The 25,565-nt window shown below is 63.4% G+C and carries 22 protein-coding genes; 12 read left to right on the top strand and 10 right to left on the bottom strand.

All coding sequences use genetic code 11. The annotated features are described in order from the left end of the window. The first annotated feature begins 373 nt into the window (after positions 1–373). From J9893_RS06905 to J9893_RS06895, 3 genes are all read left to right on the top strand, one after another. Positions 374–1,138 (top strand): EAL domain-containing protein, encoded by a 765-nt coding sequence (locus J9893_RS06905; protein WP_143238234.1) that lies wholly within the window; start codon positions 374–376, stop codon positions 1,136–1,138. Positions 1,139–1,291: 153 nt separating this feature from the next. Continuing rightward, the gene (locus J9893_RS06900) at positions 1,292–2,065 is read left to right on the top strand and encodes an amino acid ABC transporter substrate-binding protein (RefSeq protein ID WP_143238235.1); all 774 of its coding nucleotides are present in this window, start codon (positions 1,292–1,294) and stop codon (positions 2,063–2,065) included. Positions 2,066–2,403: 338 nt separating this feature from the next. After that, positions 2,404–2,808, top strand: a complete 405-nt coding sequence (locus tag J9893_RS06895; RefSeq protein WP_010672394.1) for a hypothetical protein — start codon at positions 2,404–2,406, stop codon at positions 2,806–2,808. 93 nt (positions 2,809–2,901) lie between these two features. Here the strand turns inward: J9893_RS06895 and J9893_RS06890 are convergent, their stop codons facing one another. The 7 genes from J9893_RS06890 to norV form a co-directional block, all read right to left on the bottom strand. After that, the gene (locus J9893_RS06890) at positions 2,902–4,122 is read right to left on the bottom strand and encodes an aromatic amino acid transporter (RefSeq protein WP_041214146.1); all 1,221 of its coding nucleotides are present in this window, start codon (positions 4,120–4,122) and stop codon (positions 2,902–2,904) included. Positions 4,123–4,320: 198 nt separating this feature from the next. Further along, the gene (locus J9893_RS06885) at positions 4,321–5,535 is read right to left on the bottom strand and encodes an aromatic amino acid transporter (protein WP_043155441.1); all 1,215 of its coding nucleotides are present in this window, start codon (positions 5,533–5,535) and stop codon (positions 4,321–4,323) included. A gap of 70 nt (positions 5,536–5,605) precedes the next feature. Then, positions 5,606–7,072 (bottom strand): tryptophanase, encoded by a 1,467-nt coding sequence (gene tnaA / locus J9893_RS06880; protein ID WP_010672391.1) that lies wholly within the window; start codon positions 7,070–7,072, stop codon positions 5,606–5,608. A 463-nt stretch (positions 7,073–7,535) separates the two neighbouring features. Next, positions 7,536–8,753, bottom strand: a complete 1,218-nt coding sequence (locus J9893_RS06870; RefSeq protein WP_109112736.1) for a 4Fe-4S binding protein — start codon at positions 8,751–8,753, stop codon at positions 7,536–7,538. Between the two features lie 122 nt (positions 8,754–8,875). Next, positions 8,876–9,214 (bottom strand): DUF1971 domain-containing protein, encoded by a 339-nt coding sequence (locus tag J9893_RS06865; RefSeq protein ID WP_167826497.1) that lies wholly within the window; start codon positions 9,212–9,214, stop codon positions 8,876–8,878. A gap of 51 nt (positions 9,215–9,265) precedes the next feature. Continuing rightward, positions 9,266–10,417 (bottom strand): NADH:flavorubredoxin reductase NorW, encoded by a 1,152-nt coding sequence (gene norW / locus J9893_RS06860; RefSeq protein ID WP_210600709.1) that lies wholly within the window; start codon positions 10,415–10,417, stop codon positions 9,266–9,268. Continuing rightward, the gene (gene norV, locus J9893_RS06855; protein WP_109112739.1) at positions 10,414–11,898 is read right to left on the bottom strand and encodes an anaerobic nitric oxide reductase flavorubredoxin; all 1,485 of its coding nucleotides are present in this window, start codon (positions 11,896–11,898) and stop codon (positions 10,414–10,416) included. Before norV ends, norW begins: the two co-directional genes overlap by 4 nt. A gap of 170 nt (positions 11,899–12,068) precedes the next feature. Here norV and norR point away from each other — a divergent pair, with 170 nt between their 5' ends. After that, positions 12,069–13,589, top strand: coding sequence for a nitric oxide reductase transcriptional regulator NorR (gene norR, locus J9893_RS06850; protein WP_275058933.1), 1,521 nt, complete (start codon positions 12,069–12,071; stop codon positions 13,587–13,589). An 83-nt stretch (positions 13,590–13,672) separates the two neighbouring features. Here norR and J9893_RS06845 read toward each other — a convergent pair whose 3' ends face one another. Next, positions 13,673–14,677 (bottom strand): substrate-binding domain-containing protein, encoded by a 1,005-nt coding sequence (locus tag J9893_RS06845; RefSeq protein ID WP_039041004.1) that lies wholly within the window; start codon positions 14,675–14,677, stop codon positions 13,673–13,675. Between the two features lie 435 nt (positions 14,678–15,112). Here J9893_RS06845 and J9893_RS06840 point away from each other — a divergent pair, with 435 nt between their 5' ends. From J9893_RS06840 to J9893_RS06815, 6 genes are all read left to right on the top strand, one after another. Beyond that, positions 15,113–16,234, top strand: a complete 1,122-nt coding sequence (locus J9893_RS06840) for a branched-chain amino acid ABC transporter substrate-binding protein (RefSeq protein ID WP_210600711.1) — start codon at positions 15,113–15,115, stop codon at positions 16,232–16,234. Positions 16,235–16,300: 66 nt separating this feature from the next. Next, on the top strand, positions 16,301–17,227 hold the full coding sequence (gene livH, locus J9893_RS06835; RefSeq protein WP_010672383.1) for a high-affinity branched-chain amino acid ABC transporter permease LivH: 927 nt from the start codon (positions 16,301–16,303) through the stop codon (positions 17,225–17,227). An 82-nt stretch (positions 17,228–17,309) separates the two neighbouring features. Then, a complete protein-coding gene (locus J9893_RS06830; RefSeq protein WP_039041002.1) occupies positions 17,310–18,578 on the top strand; it encodes a high-affinity branched-chain amino acid ABC transporter permease LivM in 1,269 nt (422 codons plus the stop codon). After that, positions 18,575–19,348 (top strand): high-affinity branched-chain amino acid ABC transporter ATP-binding protein LivG, encoded by a 774-nt coding sequence (gene livG / locus J9893_RS06825; RefSeq protein ID WP_010672381.1) that lies wholly within the window; start codon positions 18,575–18,577, stop codon positions 19,346–19,348. The genes J9893_RS06830 and livG overlap by 4 nt, the downstream gene beginning before the upstream one ends. A 10-nt stretch (positions 19,349–19,358) precedes the next feature. Continuing rightward, positions 19,359–20,060 (top strand): ATP-binding cassette domain-containing protein, encoded by a 702-nt coding sequence (locus J9893_RS06820; RefSeq protein WP_010672380.1) that lies wholly within the window; start codon positions 19,359–19,361, stop codon positions 20,058–20,060. Between the two features lie 82 nt (positions 20,061–20,142). Then, positions 20,143–20,988: an AraC family transcriptional regulator gene (locus J9893_RS06815; protein ID WP_104452078.1), complete on the top strand. Its 846-nt coding sequence runs from the start codon at positions 20,143–20,145 to the stop codon at positions 20,986–20,988. Here J9893_RS06815 and J9893_RS06810 read toward each other — a convergent pair. Further along, entirely contained in the window at positions 20,967–21,476 is a 510-nt protein-coding gene (locus tag J9893_RS06810; protein ID WP_246875520.1) for a LysE family translocator, read from the bottom strand. The two genes, J9893_RS06815 and J9893_RS06810, sit on opposite strands and share 22 nt — an antisense overlap. 163 nt (positions 21,477–21,639) lie before the next feature. Here J9893_RS06810 and glpE point away from each other — a divergent pair, with 163 nt between their 5' ends. Both glpE and glpG read left to right on the top strand, forming a co-directional pair. Next, positions 21,640–21,963, top strand: coding sequence for a thiosulfate sulfurtransferase GlpE (gene glpE / locus J9893_RS06805; RefSeq protein WP_210600713.1), 324 nt, complete (start codon positions 21,640–21,642; stop codon positions 21,961–21,963). 29 nt (positions 21,964–21,992) lie between these two features. Then, on the top strand, positions 21,993–22,826 hold the full coding sequence (gene glpG, locus J9893_RS06800; RefSeq protein ID WP_210600728.1) for a rhomboid family intramembrane serine protease GlpG: 834 nt from the start codon (positions 21,993–21,995) through the stop codon (positions 22,824–22,826). A 59-nt stretch (positions 22,827–22,885) separates the two neighbouring features. Here the strand turns inward: glpG and J9893_RS06795 are convergent, their stop codons facing one another. Next, entirely contained in the window at positions 22,886–25,303 is a 2,418-nt protein-coding gene (locus J9893_RS06795; RefSeq protein ID WP_053288913.1) for a VolA/Pla-1 family phospholipase, read from the bottom strand. Positions 25,304–25,565 lie beyond the last annotated feature (262 nt).

The following is a 25,565-nucleotide window of genomic DNA, read 5'->3' as shown; positions in this document are numbered from 1 at the left end:
CTGAGTTTACGACGTGCTACTTTCTCGTTGGTGGTCATACGGTGACTCCAGATAACACGGTAGGGGTACCGTTTTGTTATCCGGTTTGAAGCCGTATGACCACTCCCTTTTGTGGGCAACTGTCAGGTGAATACCATCTCCATACAGATTAGCCGTCAGGCGTAATCGGACGTTCGCGTAAATCGATTCTCCCGCAATCACGGCCAGCCGCACTTCCCCCCTACGGCTGGCCGCCCCTGCATCACGGCAACAACCGTAATCAAAGCGTCTCGTTCGTCCGATTACGCTTCGCTAATCGAACCTACAGGGGGGTAATGAGCTGTTATCATTTGAGACAGTGCCCAGCGCCGCCACGGCCAAACAGAGGAACGTCATGGATATACCTGCCGCCCCGTCCTCCACCCTCTGCCAGCAGTGTCATGAGCAGGTGGATCTCGACTTCGATTTCACCATGGCCTTCCAGCCCATCGTCGATTGCAGCCAGCGCACCGTCTTCGGCTACGAGGCGCTGGTGCGGGGGATCAACAACGAACCGGCGCAGAGCGTGATTGCCCGGGTCAACGACGACAACCGCTACCGCTTCGATCAGCTTTGCCGCATCAAGGCCATCGCGCTGGCCGCCCGGCTCGATATGCGGGGCATGCTGAGCATCAACTTTCTGCCCAACGCGGTCTACCGCCCGGAGCGCTGCATCCGCACCACCCTGCAGGCGGCCCGCGAGCATCTCTTTCCCATCGAGCAGATCATGTTCGAGCTGACCGAGGTGGAGCAGGTGCAGGATAGCCAGCATCTCCGCAGTATCGTTGATCACTATCAGGCCCTCGGCTTCAAGACGGCAATCGATGACTTTGGCGCCGGTTACTCGGGCCTGAGCCTGCTGGCCGATTTTCGCCCCGACATCATCAAACTCGATATGCACCTGCTGCGCGGCATCGACCAGGACCCGATCCGTCAGGCCATCGTTCGCCACTGTCTGGCGCTGTTTACGGAGTTGCAGATCACCCCGCTGGCGGAAGGGGTCGAGACCCGCGACGAGATGGCCTGCCTGCGGGAGATGGGCGTCAGCCTGATGCAGGGCTATCTGTTTGCCCGCCCCGGCTTCGAAACCCTGCCCGAGGTGGATTTCGCCAGCCTGTGAGCGGCGCTGGCTATCTCCCTTTGTTGTCGTTCATTCGGGCAAGGCGGCCCGGAGGGTATCCACGGGCGGACGGCAGAAAGCGCTGGACCGGGCAACCCCCTGGGCTAGGATAGGACTGTCACCCTTTGCAACCACCGCTCTGACAGGGACACCATGGCGCAGGTTTCAGGATACCGCTTCTTCGCTCTTTCACTGCTCTTGCTGCTGGCCTTCCAGGTATGGGGGGCGCAAGGCAGGGGCAACATCACACTGGTGAGCTCCCTTGAAACTAGGGACTCCCCCTATGGTCGCTGGCTCGATCTCATCTATCGGGATGCGTTCGCCCGCCTGGGCTATGACTTCCAGTACCAGGGCTACCCCGGGGGACGGGCCCCCCTGCTGGCAGAGCAGGGACAGGTCGATGGCGAGATCCACCGCGCCGCCAGCTACCAGCAGCAGACCCGCACCCTCCAGCGCGTGCCCGAGCCCCATTTCGCCGTCTCCTATCAGGCCTATGCCCACCAGCCCGGGATCCAGCTGCAGGGGTGGCACAGCCTGCTGGGCACCGGTTATCGGGTCGAGTTTCGCCGTGGCGCCAAGCTGCCGGAGATGATGCTGGGCAAGGTGGTGGCACCGAACCGGCTCTTTGCCATCACCACCGCCGAGCAGGGGATGGGCAAGCTGCTCAAGGGGCGCAGTGACCTCTATGTGGAGCAGACCCTGATTGCCAGCCAGGCCCTGGCCGCCCTGACGCGCCAGGACCCGGGCTATGCCGGCATCTACTCCGCCGGGGTGATGGAGCTGGCCGATTCTTACGTCTACCTGCACGAACGGCATCAGGATCTGCTGGCCCCCCTTGCCAGCGTGATCCGGCAAATGAAGCAGGACGGCACGGTGGCGCGCTATGAGCAGCAGGCCATGGCGGCTGAGGGCACCAGCCAACCTTAACGTCCTCTTTTTCCGCAAGCCCTCCCGCGCCCTGACCATGCAGGAGACCCGGGGCGATCAATTCTGTCGCAGACTCATGGCCGCAGCGGGCACCCTGTTCGTCAACACCACGTTGACAAAAACGCCCCCTGTATCAGGGAACTCACCATATAAAACCCCAGCGACCTTGTGTTCATCTGGCTTGCGGCCAAAAGGCACCATGTCCGTCTGTACATACCCCAAATCTTGCAACATCCCCCACTCCGACCGCCCCATCATTTCGATGGAGTCGCGTCATCGTTCAGGCATATCTTCCCCTTGAGGCCCGTGCCAGGGCCCGATCACAGGAGCAATACATAATGAAAAAAGCAGTAACGGCCGCCTTGCTGGCCATGATGATGGCGGCCTCGGTTCAGGCGGCAGACAAGGTGACCACGGTGCCGGTGCACTTCGCCAAAGGCGCGCACAGCGCCAAGGTTGATGGCACCTTCTCCGGTTATGACACCATCAACTACACCCTGGGCGCCAAAGAAGGCCAGACCATGACGGTCGCCATCACCGGCAGTACCAATGCCAACTTCAACGTCTTCGCGCCGGGCGCCATCCCGGGTCAGGCCGAGGCACTGGGCGGCGGCAACGTGGACACAAAATGGCAAGGCACCCTGCCCAAGTCGGGCAAGTACCTGATCCAGGTCTACCAGATGCGCGCCACCGCCCGTAAAGGCGCCAAGGTCCCCCACTCCCTGTCGGTCGGCATTCAGTAACCGACGCCAATATTGCCTGTGTGACAAGCAAGAAGGAGCCCATGAGGCTCCTTCTTTGTCATTGTGTGCTGGCACTGCGACCCGGGTAACGGCTCAGCCCTTGTAGGCGGGCAGCAGGTCCACCATGTTGAGCAGGTGGAAGGCGGCGGTCAGCACGCCGAACAGGATCACCAGGACGATCATGAAGAGGCCGCCGGGGGCGCGGAAGCCCTCGCCACCTTCTTCGCGCCGGGCCGCCCGCACCTTCCAGGCCAGCAGGGGCGGGATGATGCAGGTCCACAGGGTCGCCACGGCGCCCGCATAGCCGATGGCCACCAGGAAGCCGAACGGGAACAGCAAGGAGAGCACCAGGGGCGGCAGGAAGGTCACCGCCCAGGACTTGGCGCGGCCACCCCGGCTGTTGTCGAACTTGAACAGATCCGCCAGGTAGTCGAACACCCCGAGCCCCACCCCGATGAAGGAGGAGAGGATGGCCGCCATGGAGAAGGCGTTGAGGGCGCTGGCCACCGCCTTGGACTCGATCACCGAGCCGAGGGCCTTGAGCAGGGCATCCACGTTGCCCCCCTCCGCGATCACCGGGCCGAACTCGCTGCGGGGCAGGTTGCCAAAGACGCTCACCAGCCAGATGAGGTAAAACGCGAGTGCGATCAGGGTGCCCCCCAGAATGGCGCGGCTGGCACGGCGCTCTTCACCGTAGTAGGCGCGCATGGAGGAGACCGAATGGTGGTAGCCGAACGAGGTGAGCGCCACCGGCAGCATCACCAGGGCATAGGGGGCGTAGCTCACTTCGCTGCCCACCCGGTCGAGCAGCAGATCGAGGCGCACATTCATCGACAGGCCCGAGATGCCGAAGGCAAAGCTCAGCCCCATCAGGATCACCAGCAACACCGAGATGCGGTCCACCGCCCGGGTGGAGTGCCACACCAGCAGGGAGAAGGCCAGGGTAAAGAGCACGGACGCCCACTGGCTGCCCATCCCCGTCATGCCGTCGATGATGAGACCGGCCGAGGTGATGTAGGCATAGAGCAGGATGCCGCCGACGAAATAAACGCTGAGATTGTTGAGGGCGTTGACCTTCTCCCCCAGCAGATCCCGGGTCACGGTATCGAAGGAGACGCGCAGGGGATAGCCCCGATAGGACTCCAGCAGCATCCAGCCGGAGACCGTCATCACCACCATGGTCAGTGCCACCGCGAGCATGGACCAGAGGGTCCAGGCGCCCGCCCCCGCACTCGGCAGCCCCAGCATGCCGGCCCCCACACAGACGCCGGCAATGATGCATGCCCCGCCCACCAACGATGGTTTCTGTTCCATTACTCCCCCAAACGGATTGTCGACTGGTCACGGCACACCGCCGTGCTTCTCCTGCGTTCGCCACTGCTGGCGCCGGGGGACTTTACCCTGCATGCCTTCGGGTATCAAATCCGGAGGGGAAATGGGGGGAAACGGGCCGGATCCTGCGCCCCATCCGTGGAATATGTTCGGGATGGGGCCAGGTTCGGCACACCAGGGTCAGCCGGTGTAGACGGGCAGCAGACCCGCCATGGCCATCAGGTGGAAGATGGCGGTAAGCACCCCGAAGACGATGACGGCCACCACCATGGGCTGGCCGCCGGGGGCCTTGAACCCCGCCTCGTCCGGGGCCAGCTCCCGGGACTTCTTCGCCAGCAGGGCCGGGATGATGCAGGCCCAGACGGTCGCCGCGGCCCCGGCATAGCCGATGGCCACCACGAAGCCGAACGGGAACATCAGGGAGAGCGCCAGGGGGGGCAGGAAGGTCACCGCCCAGGATTTGGCCCGCCCCCGGCGGCTGTTGTCGAACCGGAACAGATCCGCCAGATAGTCGAACACCCCGAGCCCCACCCCGATGAAGGAGGAGAGGATGGCCGCCATGGAGAAGAGGTTGATGGCCTGGGAGACCTGCCTGGACTCGATCACCGAGGCCAGCGCCCCCAGCAGCACATCCACGTCACCCCCCTTGGCGATGACGGGGCCGAAGGCGGGACGAGGCAGGTTGCCGAAGATGCTGAGCAGCCACAGAAGATAGAGCGCCAGGGCGATCAGGGTCCCCCCCAGGATCGCCTGTCTGGCTTTCTGCTCCTCGCCGTAATAGGCGCGCATCGATGCCACCGAGTGGTGGTAGCCAAACGAGGTGAGCGCCACCGGCAACATGGCCAGGGCGTAAGGGGCGCGGCCCAGCTCCTCGGCAAAGGAGTTGAACAGCTTGGCGGTGTCGACCTTGCTGGCAAGCCCGGAGACCCCGAACACGAAACTCAGCACCATGAAGACGATCAGGACGACCGAAATCCTGTCCACCGCCCGGGTCGAATGCCAGACGAACCAGGAGAACACCAGCACGAACAACACCGAGGCCAGCTGGCTATTGATGCCCAGCAGGCCGCCCAGGATGAGACCCGACGAGGTGATATAGGCATAGAGCAAAATGCCGCCCACGAAATAGACGGTGAGGTTGTTGAAGAGATTGATCCTGTGACCGAGCAGATCCTTGGTCACCGAGTTGAAGGAGGCGGTCAATGCGTAGGGTTTCAGGGCTTCCAGCAGCATCCAGCCTGAAACCGTCATGACGACCATGGTAAGAATGATGGCGAGGGTTGACCAGCTGGTCCAGGCCCCGGCTCCCGCGCTCGGCAGCCCCAGCATGCCGGCACCGACACAGACGCTGGCAATGATGCAGGCCCCTCCGATGACGGACGGTGTTGATGTCATGTGTGTCACTCCAAATCTTTCACAGAGCAGTGAAAAAAAAGGGCACAGAAAAATCTGTGCCCCTGACTCGTTATGCTTCTATCAATTTTTTCTGCGTCTTGCCGGCTGACGGGTCGTTATGCTCGACCTCTTTCAGTCTGGCGGTGAAGTGACGCAGCACGGCCGGCTCGTAAATGAAGTCCAGCCCCTTCACCCGGTGGGCGTTCTTCTTCACCTCGCCGAAGGCCTCGATGACAAAGTCCATGTGGGTCTGGGTATAGGTGGCACGGGGGATGGTCAGGCGCAGCAGCTCCGCCGGGCAGGGGTGCTGCTTGCCGGTGGCGGGGTCGCGCCCCAGCAGCAGGGAACCTATCTCCACCGCGCGGATGCCGGCGACCTTGTAGAGCTCGCAGGCCAGGGCGTGGGCCGGGAACTGATCCGCCGGGATGTGGGGCAGCAGCTTGCCCGCATCCACGAAGGCCGCATGGCCCCCCGCCTGCTGGCACACCACGCCGATGGCCTCCAGCCCGTCCACCAGGTACTGCACCTGGCCGATGCGATAGGCCAGCCAGTCCTGGCGCATGCCGTCCCGCAGGCCCACCGCCAGGCGCTCCATGGCGCCCCCTTCCAGGCCGCCATAGGTCGGGAATCCCTCCTGCACCACGCACAGGGTGCGGCACTCGGTGTAGACGTCCAGCATGCTGTCATCCTTGAAGCACAGCAGCCCCCCCATCTGCACCATGGCATCCTTCTTCGCCGACATGGCGAGGCCGTCGGCGTACTTGTAGGACTCCCTGGTGATCTCCTCGATGGTCCAGTTCGCGTAGCCGGGCTCCCGCTGCTGGATGAAGTAGGCGTTCTCGGCGAAGCGGGCGGAGTCCATGATAACGGGGATGTCATACTTTCTGGCGATCTCGTACACCGCCTTCAGGTTGGCAATGGAGACCGGCTGCCCCCCGGCGGAGTTGCAGGTGATGGTGCTGACGATGTAGGGCACGTTGGCGGGGCCCGCCTCCAGGATGGCCTCTTCCAGCTTCACCAGATCGAAGTTGCCTTTGAAGTCGGCGGTGACCGAGGTATCGAACGCCTCCCTGGTGTAGACGTTCTTCGCCACGCAGCAGTTGATCTGGGTGTGGCCCTGGGTGGTGTCGAAGAAGTAGTTGGAGAGGGCCACCATCTTCTTGCGATCCAGCCCCTTCTCCTGCTCCCGCTTCTTGATGAGCACGGGGATGTAAATCTGCTCGGCGCCGCGCCCCTGATGAGTGGGGATGGTCAGGGAGTAGCCGAAGATCTCCTGCACCGCCTGTTGCAGGGCATAGTAGCTGCGGCTGCCGCTGTAGGCCTCGTCACCGCGCAGCATGGCGGCCTGCATGTCCTGAGTGATGGCGCCGGTGCCGCTGTCGGTCAGCAGGTCGATGAAGACGTCTTCGCTGTCCAGCAGGAAGGGGTTCATGCCCGCCCGGACAATGGCCTCTTCCCGATAGGCACGGGTGGTGCGCTTGACCGGCTCGATGACACGAATACGGAAGGGTTCGGGCAGATGCTTGAAGTTTTCCATAATATAAACACCCCAGATTTAAATATTCAAAATGAGTCTCTTCCCCCGCCGAAAATAGAATGTCCGGCAGGTGGGAAATATTGGAAAATGGGTGCACGACATCGCCTCGCCAGAATAAACAGGCGAAGACGGGTGCAGCTATTTCAGTTCAGGAATGGAGGCGGGCTCGTGGCATGGCAGGCATGCCGCGCCGCCGCGGGGAATTACAGCGGGAAGAAGAACGCGATCTTATGGTCCAGGGTAAACCACTTGGGATAGCTGACCTTGATATTCATGTTGTTGCTCATCCAATTGATATTAACAACGCCAAATAACAGCACCCATTATGGTGGGGAGCGCTATATGATCAATTGCAATATGAGCAAAGTGGGATGGCGCTAACAATTTGGCGGGGGATTTTTATACAGCTTTTATCGCCAATCCGAAAGATCCCCCCATCATCCACCTTTTGCCCTTTCCCCCCTCAGTGGCTCAACCAGGGCAGCCGCTGCAACAGCTCGTAGCGGTCAGGGATCGGTGTCTGGCTGACCCAGAGATCCAGCAAGCCGTAAGCGAGCAGCGGCAACACCAGCAGCAACAGACAGAGCAGCCCCAGCAGTTGGCGGGAGGCGAGTCGCTGCCCTTGCGTGCCAAGATGCAGGGCATCGGCCCGCTTGGGGCAGGCGGCCACGCAGCTCTGGCAACCGGTACACTCGAGGCTCTGCACCGCGATGAGCTGGTGCACCTGGATGCGCGAGGGGCAGGCCCGGCTGCACTTGTCGCAGTCGTGGCCCAGGCTTCGCAGGCAGCGGGCCGGGTCGCGGCGAATGCGCACTGGGGTCAGCAGGCCGAGCAGGGCGAACCAGGCGCCATAGGGACAGAGGTAGCGACAGAACCCTTGCCGGAAGGTGGCGGTGAGCAGCAGCACCCAGCCAAGGCACAGGCCCGAGATCAGGGTCAGGTTGAAGAAGAAGGCCCCCATCTTCATGTCCGCCGCCTGATGGTAGGGGCTGGCAAGGTAGCCGGGCAGGGCGGCGGCGGGTACCGCCAGCAATATGATGAAGAGCAGAAAGGCGAGCACCAGAAACTTCTGGCCGCGCAACACGGCATCGAGCCAGCGCGGCGGGGTCCACTCCCCCGGCAACAGGCGCGAGCGCAGGCCGTGCAGCCACTCCCCCACCAGCCCGAGCGGGCAGAACCAGGCACAAAACGCCCGACCCAGCAGCAGGGCCGACAGGGAGAGCACCAGCACGGTGACGGTGGCCGCCGGGTGATGGGGGTCCGTCAGCCCCTGCCCGAGCCAGGCCCGCAGCCCGAGACCACCTGCGATGGGCAGGAAACCGTCCACCACGTCAGGGCGTACCAGCCAGGGGGTCATCCCCAGCCCCAACTGTCCGATATGAACAACATATTGAACCGCCACCAACACCCAACACAGCAGCAATAGCTGCCTGGTGGCCGTTCTGAGACGTTGACTGTCTATGTGGGCCAGCATGAGTAGGGGGCGATAGCGCAGCCAGAGCGCCAGAGTCGTGGCCACCAGCCCCAGTGCGAGCCAGAGTACCGAATCCGCCACCAGCAGCCAGAGCGCGGCGGCCAACAGCAGAGAGAGCGTCCAGCCCCAACCGCTGCGGCCCTGCCACAACAACAGAACCAGATAGACCAGACCCGAGGTCATGGTCAGGGCTTCCAACAGGCTCATGTTTCCCTCACTGTGCTCATCCGAATCGAGGGGGCAGGATAACCAACATCTGAGTTGATGATTTTGATCTGCATGGGCAGAGGGGGCATTTGCCCGCTCCGCCCCCTCAGCCTTAAACCCCGTTATTTGCGGCTGTGGAACAGCGGCTGGTCGGATTCGGCCTGCTCGGCCCAGAAGTGGATGTTGAAGCGGGCATCCTCCGACAGCTCAACCCTGTGCCAGTACTGGGGCGGGCTGGTGGCAAACTCCCCGGCCCGGATCACCAGGCTCACCTCGGGCTCCTCGGCCTGTTCGTCGGCAAAGCCGTGATAGGTGACTGTGCCCTCCATCACGCAGAGTTGGCCGAACACCCCGGCCGCGGTGTTGTGGTGGGTGAGCAGGGCCTGGGGCACATTCTCGCGGGTAAAGAAGGGAGTGGAACGGCGCACCACCCAGTGAGACGGGATCAGTTGCATGGCCATATCGGTTCTCCTCGTGTGGCCGGGTCGACCCGGCCGGTGCAATGAAAGGGGTTAACGGGGCAGCTGACGCAGCAGCGGGAAGGCGGCGCTCATCTGGTCACCCCCCACCACGAAGCCGCACAACTCGCCGGCTTGGTCGCGCGCCTCGGCCACCATGCCGTGGCTGTTCCAGCGGCACTGCCAGGCGAGATCCTCGCCCCGGGTGCGGCCAGCCAGTTGCAGCGGGTAGCGCGGCGTCTTCACCTTCACCAGCATGGGGGGCAGGGTCAGCGGGGTCGGTGTGCCGAGCAGGGTACGCGCCAGCGCATTGGCGCCCAGCACGATGGGTTGCAGGAAGGGGAGCAGCTGACCTTGCCACTGCACGCAATCCCCCAGCGCGAAGATATGGGGATCGCTAGTCTGCAGCCGATCATCGACCAGGATGCCGCGATCCACCTCCAGCCCGGCCCCGCGGGCCAGGGTCAGATTCGGCCGCAGGCCGATGGCGGCGATCACCAGATCCTGCGCACTGACGCGCCCGTCGGTCAGGGTGACGCGCCAGCCATCCCCCGGCTGGGCATCCACCCTGGCGAGACCCGTCCCGAACTGCAGACTGACCCCCTGGCTGCGCAGCGCCTGTTGCAGTGGCTGGGTCAGGGTGGCGGGCAGCAGGGCGCTGAGCGGGCTATCGGCCAGATCCAGCAGGGTGACCTCGCGGCCATCGCTCGCCATGTCCATCGCCAGCTCGCAGCCGATAAGGCCGGCCCCCAGCACCAGGATGCGGCGGGCCTGGCGCAGTTGCGCCTCGGTGGCGGCGTACTCCTGCTGGCTGTTGAGGGTGACCAGGTGTTCGCTGCCCGGCAGATCGGGGCGCACCGCGCTCGCCCCGGTGGCCAGCACCAGCTTGCCGTAGGGGAATTCCCCCTGCTCGGTCAGCACCAACCGCCGGGCTGGATCGATGCCGAGCACCGGGCTGTGGGGCAGCAGCGCGATGCGCTGCTGCTCGGCAAAGTCGCTGCCGCTAAGACGGGTCATGGCTGCGGCGGCGCAGCCCCGGCTCACCACATGGCTCAAGTCCGGCTTGTTGTACTCGTCGCCGCTGTCGGCGGTGATGAGGCGGATGGGCTGCTCGGCGTTAAGCTTGCGCAGGCTCTTGACCAGCTGCTGGGCAGCGAAGCCGCTGCCGATCACCACTATCTCGTCGCGCTGGGGGATGGCACTCATACGCAAGCCTCCACGGCGCAGGGTTCAAATACCTCCTTGCCGATGCCGCAGCCGGGGCAGAGGAAACTGTCCGGCACCTGGGCCCAGGGGGTGCCCGGCGCCACCAGCTGATCCGGCTCGCCCTGGGCCGGGTCATAGACCCACTGGCAGACCGTGCAGAGCATGGCCTGGTCGTCATCCCATTCGGCGGCGGCCGCTGCGGCTTGCGGCTCAACAGCAGGCATCGCGGGGACGGGCGTCACGGTTGTCTGGGTTGTGGTGATCGGGCGGGGTGCGTCCAGCGGGTGCAACGCCCACTGACGGGCGAGCTGGCGGCCGTGTTCGCGGCATTCCGCCAGCGCCGAGCCATCCGGCCGCCACTTGGCCTTGAGGGAGAGGCTGATGTCAAAGCCTGCATCCATCAATCGGGTCTGGATCCGGTCCACCGCACCACCTGTCCAGCCGTAGCTGCCGAAGGCCGAGGCGCGCTTGTTACGGAAGCGCAGGCCGGTGATCTCTTCGAGCATGCCCGCCACCTTGGGCATCATGACGTTGTTCATGGTGGAGGAACCCACCAGTATCCCCTTGGAGCGGAACACCTGGGTCAGGATCTCGTTCTTGTCGTGGCGGGCCACGTTGTAGATCTTCACCGCCACACCGGGGTCCACCTCGTGGATGCCCTGGGCGATGGCGTCCGCCATCATGCGGGTGTTGTTGGACATGGAGTCGTAGAAGAGGGTGATGCGGTCTTCCTGATAGTGGTCGGCCCACTCCAGGTATTTCAGGATGATCTGGGTGGGATCTTCGCGCCAGACGATGCCGTGGGAGGTGGCCACCATGCTCACCGGCAGGTTGAAGCCCAGCACTTCCTTGATCTTGGCGGTCACCAGGGGGCTGAAGGGGGTGAGGATGTTGGCGTAGTAGCGCTGGCACTGCTCCATCAGCTCGGTCTGATCCACCTCGTCGTTGAACAGGTGCTCGTCGCAGTAGTGCTGGCCGAAGGCGTCGTTGGAGAACAGCACCGCATCCTCGGTCATGTAGGTCATCATGCTGTCGGGCCAGTGCAGCATGGGGGTCTCGATGAACACCAGCTGCTTGCCGTTGCCGATGTCCAGGCTGTCCCCTGTCTTGACCGGGTGGAAGTTCCACTCCGGGTGGTGATGATGGCCGGTGATGGAGTCGATGGCGTTGTGGGTGCAGTAGATGGGGGTGCCGGGAATGCGGGCCATCAGCTCGGTCAGGGCGCCGGCGTGATCCTCCTCGGCGTGGTTGATCACCACATAGTCGATGGCGGCGAGATCGATCTCGGCCGCCAGGTTCTGCACGAACTCCCGGCTGAACTTGTGATCGACGGTATCGATCAGCACATTCTTCCCTTCGCGGATGAGGTAGCTGTTGTAGCTGGTGCCCTTGTGGGTCTTGTACTCGGTGCCGTGGAAGTCGCGTACCTCCCAGTCCCGTTGGCCGACCCAGTGGATGTTGTTCTTGACGTGAATGCTCATCAGGCAGTTCCTCGAATGCAATAGTGGATGTTCAACTGAACTAGCTATTGCAGCGGACGTGCCAATATGTAACTTGTTGTTTTTAATGAGTACACATATCTATCATTGTCATTTAGACAGCCTCTCTTTATAGTCAAAATCACAAACACACTGTCATTTGGACAATCATCGTGATCTCGACCGACAGCCTGGCGCGCATCGCCCTCGACCTGCAACTCGGCATCTCCCATCAGGACCGCTTCCACCGCCTGATCCAGAGCGTGCGCAGCCTGCTGAACTCGGATGCCTCGGCCCTGCTGCGCTACGAGGGGGGCCAGTTCATCCCGCTGGCCATCGACGGCCTGATGCAGGACGTGCTGGGGCGCCGCTTCGCCCTCAAGGATCACCCGCGCCTCGAGGCCATCGCCCGCGCCGGGGATGTGGTGCGCTTCCCTGCTGACAGCGCCCTGCCCGACCCCTATGACGGCCTGCTGCCGGATCACGACGACTTCAAGGTGCACGCCTGTGTCGGCCTGCCGCTCTTCTCGGATCAGGCGCTGATCGGCGCCCTGACCATAGACGGCATGAACCCGACCCAGTTCGACGGCATCAGCGACGAGGAGCTGCGTCTGGTGGGGGCCCTGGCCGCCGCCGCCCTCGACAACGCGCTGCTGCTGGAGCGGCTCGCCCGCCAAAGCAGCGAGCCCCTGGTCCCCGGCACCCGGCCCGGCCCCGAGCAGCCAGAGATGGTAGGGCACTCCCCCGCCATGGCCCGGCTGCGCCACGAGATAGACGTGGTGGCCAGCTCGGAGCTGAACGTGCTGATTTTGGGGGAAACGGGTGTGGGCAAGGAGCTGATCGCCAAGGCGGTGCATGGCGGCTCGCCCCGCGCCCATGCCCCCCTGGTCTACCTCAACTGCGCCGCCCTGCCGGAATCCGTGGCCGAGAGCGAGCTGTTCGGCCACGTGAAGGGGGCCTTCACCGGCGCCATCCACAACCGGGCGGGCAAGTTCGAGCTGGCGGACAAGGGCACATTGTTTCTCGACGAGATAGGGGAGCTGTCCCTGGCGCTGCAGGCCAAGCTGCTGCGGGTGCTGCAATACGGCGATCTGCAGAGGATCGGCGACGACACCCCCCTCAAGGTGAACGTGCGCATCCTGGCGGCAACCAACCGGGATCTGAAGCAGGCGGTGGTCGAGGGGCAGTTCCGGGCCGATCTCTACCACCGGCTGAGCGTGTTCCCGATCCAGGCCCCGGCGCTGCGGGAACGCCCAGGCGACATCCCCCTGCTGGCCGGTTACTTTTGCGAGCGCTGCCGGCTCAGCCTGGGGCTGGAGCGGCTGCGCATCCAGCCACAGGCGCTGCAACTGCTCGAGCGCCACGACTGGCCCGGCAACGTGCGCGAGCTGGAGCACGCCATCCACCGCGCCGCCGTGCTGGCGCGGGCCGAACAGGGCAGCCCCTCGCCGACCCTGGAACCCCACCACTTCAACCTGGGGACGACGGGCTCATCCCTGCCCGCCGACGTGGTCAGCCCACCCCCGGCCGTCACGGATCTGGGCCTGCGCGCCGCCACCGATCTGTTCCAGCGCCAGCTCATCGAGCAGACCCTGGCCGCCCATGACGGCAACTGGGCCGCCACCGCCCGCGCGCTGGATCTGGACGGCGGCAACCTGCACCGCCTCGCCAGGCGGCTCGGCCTCAAGGAGTAACGCTCCCAGAGACGAGAGGCGCCCAAAAACAGAAACCCCCTCGCTGGCGAGGGGGTTTCGTGTTCATGGCACCCGTGGCGCCGTCAGCGCAGGGACTTGACCGAGCGGCGGACGATGAGCTCGGGCTGCACCGTCATGGACTCCACTTCCAGTTCCTTGTTGCGGATCCGGCTCACCAGTTGCTGCACCGCCAGCAGACCGAGCTCGGCCTTGGGGTGGCGGATGGTGGTGAGCGGCGGGCTGGAGAAGCGCGCCATCTCCACGTCGTCATAGCCGATCATGGAGATATCGTCCGGCACCTTGACCCCGGCCTCCCAGGCGGCGCAGATGGCACCGATGGCCATGGGATCGTCGAAGGCAAAGACCGCGGTCGGGCGAGGGGTGAGGGCCAGGATGCGCTGCATGGCATCGAAGCCGCTCTGGCTCTCGTAGTCCCCTTCGAAGATCTGCTCTTCTTTCAGGGTCATCCCCTGTTCAGCCAGGGCATCGCGCACCCCGTCCAGTCGCTGCTGGGTGGTCGGCTTGGCGAGATGGCCGGTGATGCAGACGATGTTGGTATGGCCCTGCTCCAGCAGATGGCGCATGGCCAGCCGCGCGCCGATGCGGGCGTTGTCGTTGATCACGTTGGCGAAATCGCACTCGTTGCCCCAGTCCAGCACCACCTGCGGCACCTTCTTGTGGATACGCAGCATGTCCCTGAACTGGGTGTCGATATCGGTCCCCAGCACCAGCAGACCGTCCACCCGCTTCTCCATCAGCATGCGCAGATAGTGCTGCTGGCGGGGCGGCTGGTTCTCGGTGTTGCACAGGATCAGGCTGTAACCCTGCTCGAAGCAGTAGGCTTCCACCCCCTGTACCACTTCCGCGAAGAAGGGGTTGGCACTGGTGGTCACCAGCATGCCGATGGTCTTGGTCGAATTGATCTTGAGACTGCGCGCCACCGAGTTGGGCGCGTAGTTAAGCTCTGCCACCGCCTCAAGCACTTTCTGGGTTGCGTCTTCGCTGACCCGACGGGTGTGATTGAGTACATGTGAGACGGTGGAGATGGATACGCCTGCGCGCGAGGCGACATCCTTGATAGTTGCCATCTCTGTCTCCTGAATAACAAAGGCGGAACAGTAGCAGATTTCCCGAATAAAGGCTTGGTTTTAACGGGCGCTGCCAGTGAATTATCAATGCTGGCTAATCTATGCGGTCATTTCTTTTTGCGCAAACGGATTTTGGTCAAAATGAGAGCGGACGCAGAATGAAATATCGTCAGTTTTTTACTCTGGAAATTGTCACCATGACAATTTGTTATCTGTATGTTGCACCATCACAGCAACATTAAACTCCGATAAATAGCAATAAACTGCGCGTTAGTTTCACAAAACCCCTCTCGCGCCTGCTCCGGTTAGTATCTTTAACATCTTGTTATTGCCCGGCGAGGAATGATAGAACCTTATCTATCGCCGGGCTGGCGGGACACAGGCTCGGAATGACGTGCATAAAATGAAACAATTCACTGATTAAGGGACGAATCAATGCATAACTTCAGCAAAATGGCAGTCAGAGCAGCGGTTTCTTTGGCTCTGTTTGGATCAGTTTCCATGGCCAATGCGGCCGATACCATCAAGATCGGCATCGCCGGCCCCCTGACCGGCCCGGTCGCCCAGTACGGTGACATGCAGTTCACCGGCGGCAAGATGGCGGTCGAGCAGATCAACAAGGCGGGCGGCATCAAGGGCAAGCAGATCGAAGCCGTCATCTATGACGACGCCTGCGATCCCAAGCAGGCCGTGGCCATCGCCAACAAGGTGATCAACGACGGCGTCAAGTTCGTGGTCGGCCACCTCTGCTCCGACAACACCCTGCCCGCCTCCGACATCTATGAAGATGAAGGGGTCCTGATGGTCACCCCCGCCTCCACCAACCCCAAGATCACCGAGCGTGGCTACCAGATGGTGCTGCGTACCATCGGCCTGGACAGCGACCAGGGCCCGACCGCCGCCAAGTACATCATCGAGCAGGTCAAACCCCAGCGCGTGGCCGTCATCCACGACAAGAAACAGTACGGCGAAGGCATCGCCTCCAGCGTGAAAGCCGCGCTGGACAAGGCAGGCGTCAAGGTCGTTGCCTATGAGGGCATCACCGCCGGCGACAAGGACTTCTCCGCCCTGATCGCCAAGCTGCAAAAAGAGAACGTCGACTTCGTCTACTACGGCGGCTACCACCCGGAGCTGGGTCTGATCCTGCGCCAGGCTGGCGAAAAGGGTCTGAAGGCCAAGTTCATGGGTCCGGAAGGGGTGGGCAACAAGGACATCTCCGCCATCGGCGGCCCGGCTTCCGAAGGCCTGCTGGTGACCCTGCCGAACAAATATGACCTGGTGCCGGCCAACGCCCCCATCGTTGCAGCGTTCAAGGCCAAGGGTCAGGACTCCTCCGGTCCGTTCGTCTGGACCACCTATGCCGCCATGCAGGCCCTGGCGGCCGGTATCGCCAAGGCGGGCGAGGATGATCCGGCTGCCGTCGCTGCCGCCATCAAGGCCGCACCGATCGACACCGTGATGGGCCCCCTGACCTGGGCACCGAACGGTGACCTGAAAGGCTTCGAATTCGGTGTGTTCCAGTGGCACGCCGACGGTACCTCCACTCAACTCAAATAATCTGCCGGTCGGGGTGACGTGAGTCACCCCTCCTTTCTTTGCGGGCAAGTACACAGGGAACGCGGTATGTCCGAACACCTTCTTTATCTGGTTCAGCAGTTGCTGAACGGATTGACCATAGGCAGCACCTATGCGTTGATCGCCATCGGCTACACCATGGTCTACGGCATCATCGGCATGATCAACTTCGCCCACGGCGAGGTCTACATGATCGGCTCCTATGTCGCCTTCATGGTGATGGCCGGGCTCATGATGATGGGCATCGACAGCACCGTGCTGCTGCTGGGGGGCGCCTTCCTGGTCAGCATCATCATCACCGGCAGCTATGGCTGGTCCATAGAGCGGGTGGCCTATCGTCCGCTGCGGGGCGGCAACCGCCTGATCCCCCTCATCTCCGCCATCGGCATGTCGATCTTCCTGCAGAACATGATGCGGATGGCCCAGGGCTCGCGTGACATCGCCATGCCCACTCTGATCTCCGGGGGCTGGACCCTCGGCGGCGAGGATGGCTTCCAGGCCAGCCTCTCCTACATGCAGCTCATCATCTTCGTGGTGACCTTCGTCACCATGCTGGCGTTGACCCAGTTCATCGGCCGCTCCCGCATGGGGCGTGCCTGCCGTGCCTGTTCCGAAGACATCAAGATGGCCAACCTGCTGGGGATAGACACCCACGTGGTCATCTCCATCACCTTCGTGCTGGGGGCCGCCCTGGCCGCCGTCGCGGGGGTGCTGCTCGGCATGTACTACGGTGTCATCAACCCCTATCTCGGCTTCATGGCAGGCTTGAAGGCCTTCACCGCCGCGGTATTGGGCGGCATCGGCAGCATTCCCGGTGCCGTACTGGGCGGCCTGCTGCTCGGCGTGGTGGAAGCGCTCACCGCGGGCTATCTCAGCACCGAGTACAAGGATGTGATGGCGTTCGCCCTGCTCATCTTCGTGTTGCTCTTCATGCCCACCGGCATCCTGGGTCGTCCGGAGGTCGAGAAGGTATGAAAAACCAATCTATGCATGCCCTCGTGCTGCTGTTCATGACCATCACTGGCATTCTCGGCCGTCCGGAAGTGGAGAAAGTCTGATGAAACGTCAATTTATCCATGCCTGCATCGCCAGCCTGGTGCTGCTGGTGCTCTCCTTCTGGCTGCTCGGCTTCAAGCTGGAGACCGATGGCTCCCGCCTGCTGGTGGTCAGCCGCCTCGATGTATCGCTGGCCTGGCTGCTGGGGGGCGCCACCATCGTCTTCTGGTTCCAGATGCTGCGCGGCCAGATAAGCCGGCTGTTCCAGGCCTCCATCAGCGGCTTCTCCGTCGGCTTCACCAAGCTGGTGCTGCCAAGCCCCGAAGAGGCCCCCAAGCTCTATAACCTCACCGCCGTGCTGGTGCTGCTGTTTGCGGTGAGCTGGCCCTTCATGGCCTCTCGCGGCGCCATCGATCTGGCCACCCTCACCCTGATTTACATCATGCTGGGGCTGGGACTGAACGTGGTGGTGGGCCTCGCCGGTCTGCTCGACCTCGGCTATGTCGGCTTCTATGCGGTCGGCGCCTACAGCTACGCCCTGCTCAACACCTACTTCGGTCTGAGCTTCTGGGAGTGTCTGCCCATCGCCGGTCTGCTGGCGGCCACCTTCGGCTTCCTGCTCGGGTTCCCGGTGCTGCGGCTGCGGGGGGACTACCTGGCCATCGTCACCCTGGGCTTTGGCGAGATCATCCGCATCCTGCTCAACAACATGACCACCCTGACCGGCGGTCCGAACGGGATCTCCGGCATTCCGAAACCGACCCTGGGGGGGCTCGAGTTCAACCGCACCGTCAAGGATGGGGGCTTTGGCACCTTCCACGACTTCTTCGGCATCGCCTACAACGCCAACCACAAGGTGATCTTCCTCTACCTGATGGCCCTGGTGCTGGTAGTGGCGACCCTGTTCGTCATCAACCGCCTGCTGCGCATGCCGCTCGGCCGTGCCTGGGAGGCGCTGCGGGAAGACGAGATCGCCTGCAAGTCCCTGGGGCTCAACCCCACCATCATCAAGCTGACCGCCTTCACCATAGGCGCCTGCTTCGCGGGCTTTGCCGGCAGCTTCTTCGCCTCGCGCCAGGGCTTCATCAGCCCGGAATCCTTCGTCTTCATCGAGTCGGCCATCGTCCTTGCGATTGTGGTGCTGGGGGGCATGGGATCCCAGATCGGGGTGGTGCTGGCGGCCATCGTGATGACGGTGCTGCCGGAGCTCGCCCGCGAGTTCAACGAATATCGCATGCTGATGTTCGGTCTCTTGATGGTATTCATGATGATCTGGCGGCCGCAGGGACTCCTGCCCATGAGTCGACCCCATATGGAGCTGCGTAAATGAGCAACAATCAACCATTGTTGGATGTCTCAGATCTGTCGATGCGCTTTGGCGGCCTGCTCGCAGTCAACGGCGTCAAGCTGGATGTGGAAAAGGGGGAGGTGATCTCCATCATCGGCCCCAACGGGGCGGGCAAGACCACCATCTTCAACTGCCTGACCGGCTTCTATCGCCCGAGTGGCGGTGTCATTCGCTACAAGGGTGAGGAGATCCAGGGGTTGCCCGGCCACCTCATCGCCCGCAAGGGCATAGTGCGGACTTTCCAGCACGTGCGCCTGTTCAAGGAGATGACGGCGGTGGAAAACCTGCTGGTGGCCCAGCACAGGCATCTCAATACCGGCTTCATCGCCGGCCTGTTCAAGACCCCCTCCTTTCGCCGTGCCGAGAAAGAGGGGCTGGAGCAGTCCGCCTTCTGGCTGGAAAAGGTGGGCCTCAAGGATCTCGCCAACCGCGCCGCGGGCAACCTGGCTTACGGCCAGCAGCGCCGCCTCGAGATCGCCCGCTGCATGGCGACCCGGCCCGAACTGCTGATGCTCGATGAACCGGCCGCAGGCCTCAACCCCAAGGAAACCGACGAGCTCAACGAGCTCATCTCCAACCTGAGGGACGAGTTCGGGGTCTCGGTGCTGCTGATCGAGCACGACATGAAGCTGGTGATGGAGATCTCCAACCGCATCTTCGTGGTCAACCAGGGCACCCCGCTGGCCCACGGCAAACCGGACGAAATCCGCAGCAATCCGGCGGTGATCAAGGCCTATCTGGGCGAGTCGTAAGGACAAAAAGATGTTAGAACTTCGCAACGTATCGACCCACTACGGCAAAATTCAGGCGCTGCACGACGTCAGCGTCGAGGTGAAAGAGGGGGAAATCGTCACCCTGATCGGCGCCAACGGCGCCGGCAAGACCACTCTGCTGATGACCCTGTGTGGCGAGCCCAAGCCCAGCAGCGGCTCCATCTGGTTCGAGGGGGAGCAGATAGACTCTCTCACCACCGCCCGCATCATGCGCAAGGACATCGCCGTGGTGCCGGAGGGGCGCCGCATCTTCGCCCGCCTCACAGTGGAGGAGAACCTGCTGATGGGGGCCTTCTTCGTCGACAAGGCGGAGCAGCGCGGCCTGCTGGATCAGATTTTTACCCTGTTCCCCCGCCTGCACGAGCGGCTGGAGCAGCGGGCAGGCACCATGTCCGGCGGCGAGCAGCAGATGCTGGCCATCGGCCGCGCCCTGATGAGCAAGCCGCGCCTGCTGCTGCTGGATGAACCCTCCCTGGGACTCGCGCCCATCGTCATCCAGCAGATCTTCGACACCATAGAGCAACTGCGCCAGAAGGGGATGACCATCTTCCTGGTGGAGCAGAACGCGAACCAGGCGCTCAAGCTGGCGGATCGCGGCTATGTGCTGGAGAACGGCCGGGTGGTGCTGCAAGACACGGGAGAGGCCCTGCTGGCCAACCCCGCCGTCCGCCAGGCCTATCTCGGCGGCTGAGGATGCAGCAACCATCGTCACCCTTCCCCTGCCGCGCTCCCCGAGCCAGGCAGGGGAACAGCCCCCCGCCGAGGAGCACATCGTGAGCCGTGCGCGGGCGACGCAGGATCAGCACCACTTCTGGCACGATCCCGCCCTGCCCTTCATCGAGGCGCGGGCGGTGCAGGATGGCCGGCGCGTCTGCTATGACAAGCACAGCCACCCCCACTTCTCCATCGGCGCCATCACCGGCGGCCACAGCCACTACCTCAACCAGCGCAGCCTGCAAGAGGTCGGCCGCGGCAGCCTGGTGTTGATGAACCCGGAAGAGGTGCACGCCTGCAATCCCGTCGCGGACCAGCCCTGGTCCTATCTGATGTTCTACATCGACAACCTCTGGTTGCAGCGCCAGCAGGAGGAGGCCGGGCTCGGCAACGCGTTTCGCCCCTTCGACATGACCGCAAGCCGGGATCCCCTGCTCTACCAGGGGCTCTGCCGGCTTCATCGGCAACTGGTGGAGGAGCCGGATCCCCTGGCTCGCGAAGTGGCCTGCCACCTCTTCAGCCGCCAGCTTCTGGCCAGGCTCACCCCGGCCAAGTGGGATGACCGCCCTCCCCGGCACCTGCAGCGAGCCGCCGAGCTGATGCAGGACGAGAGTGCCTGCGCCCTCACCCTGGCACAGCTGAGTGCGGTGGCCGGGCTTACCCCTTCCCACTTCGTGCGCGCCTTCAGCCGCCACTACGGCATGACGCCCCACGCCTACCTGCTCGATCAGCGCATTCGCCACGCCCGCACCCTGCTGCGCCAGGGGCAGCCCCTGGCGGAAGTGGCCCTTGCCAGCGGTTTTGCCGATCAGGCCCACTTCCAGCGCCAGTTCAAACGCCGGGTGGCCGCCACCCCGGGCCAGTACAAAGCGCAGCTCGTCCCTCAGGACGAGCGCACCAGATAGGCGGCGCTGAGCAGCAGCAAGAGCGCCATGGCCCGATTGAACCAGCGCAATCGGCGAGGAGAGACCAGCCACCCCTGCAATCGGCTGCCCGCATAGGCCCAGCAGGCGATGGAGCCGAGGCAGATCAACAGATAGATGCCGGTAAAGAGGGCGATCTGGCTCATGCCGCCCGCGATCCCATAGGCTCCCATCCCCATGCTGGCGGCGAGCCAGGCCTTGGGATTGAGCCACTGCATCAAGGCCCCGTACCAGAAAGCGGGGGGCACACCCTCTACTTCCTTCACCTCGCCGCTGTCCACCAGCAACTGCCAGGCCATCCAGCCGAGAAAGAGCACGCCGCCCCAGTGAATGGCCCCCACCACGTGGCTCAGGCTGGCCGTGAAACCGTACCGGGCGCCGGTGCCAAGGGCGACCAGATTGACCGGCCCCGGGGAGATGGACATGGCCAGGGCAAACCCGGCCATGGATAACAGCAGACTGAATTCCATGGATGATGCTCGTTCAATTGAGGGAAGTCCGAGCCTACCCGGCCCGGGCGGCCCGATATTGAAGAAAATTGCGATCCCCTGGATGCCGCCCCCATTGCACACTTAGCGCAAACCGCCGCTTGCGGTAAACTGCCCTTCAACCCTCCATTTTCAGGACATCTCAATGGACCAGTTTGCCCATATCAGCGCCCATGATGCCCACCAGAAGCTGAGCGCAGGCGAAGCCCGTCTCGTGGACATTCGCGATCCCCAATCCTTCGAGACGGCCCACGCAGTCGGCGCCTTCCACCTTACCAACGGCACCCTGGTTCGCTTTATGAACGAGGTGGACTTCGATACCCCTGTCATCGTGATGTGCTATCACGGCAACAGCAGCCAGGGGGCGGCCCAGTACCTGCTGCAACAAGGCTATGACGAGGTCTATAGCCTGGATGGCGGTTTCGAGGCCTGGCGCAGCGAGTTCCCCATCCAGGCGGGGGACGCATGACAGAGGCGGGTCGCTCCTCCTCAACCGGCATGATCCAGCTGCTGGTGCTGGGTGACGCCCGCATGGCCCAGGCGCTGGTGGATTATCTCGCTACCCTGGGCATTCCGTGCGAGCTGACCCAGTCAGAGCTTGGCGTCTCGGTCTGGCTGGCAGACGAACAGCGCCTCGCCCAGGCCCAGCAGGAGGTCAAACGCTTCCTGAGCGAACCCAATCATCCCCGCTACATGGAGGCCTCCTGGCAATCCGGCCATGCCGATGCCCGGATCGACTACAGCAAGGGGATGACGGATCCGGTCACCGACTTCCTCCACCAGGCGGGCCCTCTGACCCTGGTGGTCATCATCGCCTGCCTGGCCATCTACGCTCTGGATGCCATCGGCCTGCCCATCTTCGACGAGCTCGCCTTCCACCCCACCCTGGCCCAGTTCACCGACTGGCAGGCCTGGCGCTACGTCACCCCGGCCTTCATCCACTTCTCGGTGCTGCACCTGGTGTTCAACCTGTTGTTGTGGTGGTATCTCGGTGGCCAGATAGAGCAGCGCCTCGGCAGCGGCAAGCTGTTCATACTGCTCATCGTCGGGGCTGCCCTGCCCAATATCGCCGAGTTCTTTGTCAGCGGCCCGCGCTTTGGCGGCCTCTCCGGGGTGGTCTATGCCCTGCTCGGCTACAGCTGGCTGCGAACCAGGCTTCAACCGGATTGCGGCCTCGCCATGCCGCCAGCCCTGATGGGCTTCATGCTGGTCTGGCTGGTGCTCGGCTTCCTGGACATGCTCGGCACCCCCACAGCCAACATGGCTCACCTGGCGGGTCTGCTGGTCGGCCTTGCCCAAGGCTGGCTGGACAGGCACCACAGGCCAGCCTGAGCCGATTTGCCATAAAAAAACGCCGCCCCAAGGGGCGGCGTTTTTATTGGTCGGCCGGCTTACTGCTTGAGCAGGCTGCCGTCGGTCACCTTGACCGCGGTACCGCCGCTTGCGAAGAAGCTGCCGAACTGGGTCTGCATCTCGGTGGTGACGGCGCCGGTCGGATCGAAGTTCTCGTCAGGTGCCAGCAGCGAGCTGTGCCCCCCGGCCACGAAGCGGGCCGCTCTGTGGTTGGCGGCGCCGGTGGCGGTCAGCGGTTGCAGGGCCAGGACCTTGAACAGCGGCTCGGTGCCACCCAGCGGGGCGGTGGCGATGCTGTTCGGGATCACTCGATCCGACAGGCTCAGGGCGCCGTCGCCGACGATTTCGGTGGCAAACAGCGGGAAGTCCGCCGCGATGCCGCTCCCCAGGTTGATGGGGTCTGCCGAATCCAGCACCGACTGCGCCGCGAAGCTGTAGCTCTGCAGGGTGCTGGCCGCCGTGGCCTGGGTGGCCGCATCCTGGCTCGGCAGGAACTCGTTGACGAAGCAGGTCGGCACCGCCGTCTTGCAGTTCGGGGCGTAGGCGGTGAAGGCTGCCTTCAGGGCCGCACTGCCAGCGGTCAGCACGCTCATCTGGATGGTCGGGCCGAAGGTCGGCGAGTTCAGCAACAGCGGCGCTATGCCGCCACCCGGCATGGCCAGGCCGCCAGTGTCGAACTTGAACAGGGCGTCTGCCGTCGGGTTGCCAACAGACTGGTTGGCCACCGCCAGCAGGTTGGCCCCCGCGATGGCACCCAGAGAGTGACCCAGGAAGTGTACCTTGAGGCTGCCAGCGGTGCCGATAGCCCCCTTGGCATTGGCCAGCCCCACCGCCAGACGCAGGCCCAGCAGATCCGCCACGCTCTGTTTCAGGTTGTCGCGGGCCACGGTCAGGTAGCTCAGGTTCAGGTAGGGGGTCGGGTTGTCGGAGGTGGTCACCGAGTCCATGCTGCCGGTCAGGGCGAAGCCGCGTTCACCGTGCAACGGATGATCGATCACCACCACGGCCACGTTCTTGCTCGCCTGGGCACCGGCACCAATCTGGCCAAGGGCCAGGGCGTAGGCGTTCTCCTTCACCGAGGTGACGCCGTGCTGATAGATGATCACGTCGGTGATGTTCGCCAGCGGTGCGGCGGCGAAGATCCGCATCGGGACGGACTGCACCTCTTCCAATGCCGGCAGCGGGTTGAAGCGCCCGATATTCATCTCGGGATCCAGCGCCTTGCCGCCGGAGGTGAGGGTCACCCCGATCAACTTGCTCGCCTCCGCCAGCAGCTCGGCCTGACGGCTCGGATCGGCGATGAGTTCGCCCAGCAGGGCCGGATCCACACCCGCCCCCACCAGGCCGCCGATCACTTCGGCATCCTGGGCCTTCAGGGCGTTCGCGATGGCGTAGAGGCTGGGGATGGCACCGTGCCAGGACTGGGTCTTCGCCTTGTCCCAGGAGCCGGCGGTGGTCGGGGAGGAGAGGAAGTAGGGCAGCTTGACGGTGCCGCTGTAGACGGTGGTACCCAAGGCCAGATTGTGGAGTGGAGTGCCGTCACCAAAAGCGGCGGCAATCGCATCCTTCTGCTCCTGGGGCAGGAAGTTCTCGGCGTCCAGCTGGGTCAGGAAGGGGCTGCCGCCGCTCACCGACAGGGTATAGGTGCCAGGCAGGCTGGTATTGCCCAAGGCGTCCTGCTTCCACAGGGCGGCAGCGTCCAGGGTCGGGCTCTTGAGCACGGATGCGGCCGCCCCTTTCACCGCCACCAGCACGTCGGCGCCGGACTGGGTACCGAACCAGTCGGAGAAGATCACGTGGTCGCTAGTGATGCCGGTGGCAGCCTTGAACAGCCCTTCCTGCAGCGCAATCAGGCCGCTGATGGTCTGCTCCTGGGCGTTGCTGCCGGTGCTGGTCTTGTAGTTGCTGTAGTCGCTACCCGGTCGCAGGGGGGCACCCGTGCTGTCTTTGAGGGTATCGGTCGCCACTATCATGTAGTAGGAAGAGGGGTTGAGCGGCTTGAGCGGCACCAGATTCAGCTTCCCGGTCGTCTCGGCCACCACGAAGTCCACCCCGTAGGTCAGCACCTTTTTCACGCCGCTCGGACGCAGGGCCGCACTGTCAAACTCCAGCTCCATCAGGTAGAGGGGGGCCACGGAGGCTGCGAATTCAGCAGCGGCCGGCGCCTTGACCTGGATGCCGGAGGCCGTCACCGGCACTATCTGGATCGCCTGGGTAGTCGACCAGCCATCCAAGGTGGAGAGGGCGGACACCGGGTTGGAGAGATCCGCCGTTTCCGTGGAGAATTTCAGGGTACCGTCGGTCGCACGGGCTGCCAGGGCGCTGGGTCGGACTGCATTGGAGCCGCTCAGCAGATAATCGAGATAGCTTGAGGTATCGCCTGTGTTGTCGTCACTGCCACCACAACCGCTCAGCAGCGCACTGACGACGGCCGCGTAAATTAGCTTTTTCTTCATATCCTTATCTCTTTTATGTTGTTATCCATGATGAGCCTGACGGGGTAGGGTTCAAACCCGACCGAATCATATTAACAGCAACGCAACAATTAATAAGCCTCTGGTCAGTCATCTGATCTGATTTTTTTGTGTACACCATCAAGGAATTGGAATTGATTCCCGGTGCCACAGGGTAGCAGCCAGGGTACATCAACCAGACCCGACCAGAGCCCGATGGGATCCATGGCGCAAAAAGCCGCCCCGATCTCGGCAAAGGGGACGA

Origin of the sequence: Aeromonas sp. MaB10011B (genome assembly GCF_017939325.1) — a bacterium.
In the GTDB taxonomy this organism is placed as follows: domain Bacteria; phylum Pseudomonadota; class Gammaproteobacteria; order Enterobacterales; family Aeromonadaceae; genus Aeromonas; species Aeromonas caviae.
The sequence above is the reverse complement of the archived record's forward strand: the minus strand, read 5'-3'. Positions and strand labels throughout refer to the sequence as shown.

Bases quoted from the DNA above. Each gene is read 5' to 3' on its own strand.
- J9893_RS06905 (WP_143238234.1), top strand. From the start codon at position 374: ATGGATATACCTGCCGCCCCGTCCTCCACCCTCTGCCAGCAGTGTCAT.
- J9893_RS06900 (WP_143238235.1), top strand. From the start codon at position 1,292: ATGGCGCAGGTTTCAGGATACCGCTTCTTCGCTCTTTCACTGCTCTTG.
- J9893_RS06895 (WP_010672394.1), top strand. From the start codon at position 2,404: ATGAAAAAAGCAGTAACGGCCGCCTTGCTGGCCATGATGATGGCGGCC.
- J9893_RS06890 (WP_041214146.1), bottom strand. From the start codon at position 4,122: ATGGAACAGAAACCATCGTTGGTGGGCGGGGCATGCATCATTGCCGGC.
- J9893_RS06885 (WP_043155441.1), bottom strand. From the start codon at position 5,535: ATGACATCAACACCGTCCGTCATCGGAGGGGCCTGCATCATTGCCAGC.
- tnaA (WP_010672391.1), bottom strand. From the start codon at position 7,072: ATGGAAAACTTCAAGCATCTGCCCGAACCCTTCCGTATTCGTGTCATC.
- J9893_RS06870 (WP_109112736.1), bottom strand. From the start codon at position 8,753: ATGAGCCTGTTGGAAGCCCTGACCATGACCTCGGGTCTGGTCTATCTG.
- J9893_RS06865 (WP_167826497.1), bottom strand. From the start codon at position 9,214: ATGGCCATGCAACTGATCCCGTCTCACTGGGTGGTGCGCCGTTCCACT.
- norW (WP_210600709.1), bottom strand. From the start codon at position 10,417: ATGAGTGCCATCCCCCAGCGCGACGAGATAGTGGTGATCGGCAGCGGC.
- norV (WP_109112739.1), bottom strand. From the start codon at position 11,898: ATGAGCATTCACGTCAAGAACAACATCCACTGGGTCGGCCAACGGGAC.
- J9893_RS06845 (WP_039041004.1), bottom strand. From the start codon at position 14,677: ATGGCAACTATCAAGGATGTCGCCTCGCGCGCAGGCGTATCCATCTCC.
- J9893_RS06840 (WP_210600711.1), top strand. From the start codon at position 15,113: ATGCATAACTTCAGCAAAATGGCAGTCAGAGCAGCGGTTTCTTTGGCT.
- livH (WP_010672383.1), top strand. From the start codon at position 16,301: ATGTCCGAACACCTTCTTTATCTGGTTCAGCAGTTGCTGAACGGATTG.
- J9893_RS06830 (WP_039041002.1), top strand. From the start codon at position 17,310: ATGAAACGTCAATTTATCCATGCCTGCATCGCCAGCCTGGTGCTGCTG.
- livG (WP_010672381.1), top strand. From the start codon at position 18,575: ATGAGCAACAATCAACCATTGTTGGATGTCTCAGATCTGTCGATGCGC.
- J9893_RS06820 (WP_010672380.1), top strand. From the start codon at position 19,359: ATGTTAGAACTTCGCAACGTATCGACCCACTACGGCAAAATTCAGGCG.
- J9893_RS06810 (WP_246875520.1), bottom strand. From the start codon at position 21,476: ATGGAATTCAGTCTGCTGTTATCCATGGCCGGGTTTGCCCTGGCCATG.
- glpE (WP_210600713.1), top strand. From the start codon at position 21,640: ATGGACCAGTTTGCCCATATCAGCGCCCATGATGCCCACCAGAAGCTG.
- glpG (WP_210600728.1), top strand. From the start codon at position 21,993: ATGATCCAGCTGCTGGTGCTGGGTGACGCCCGCATGGCCCAGGCGCTG.
- J9893_RS06795 (WP_053288913.1), bottom strand. From the start codon at position 25,303: ATGAAGAAAAAGCTAATTTACGCGGCCGTCGTCAGTGCGCTGCTGAGC.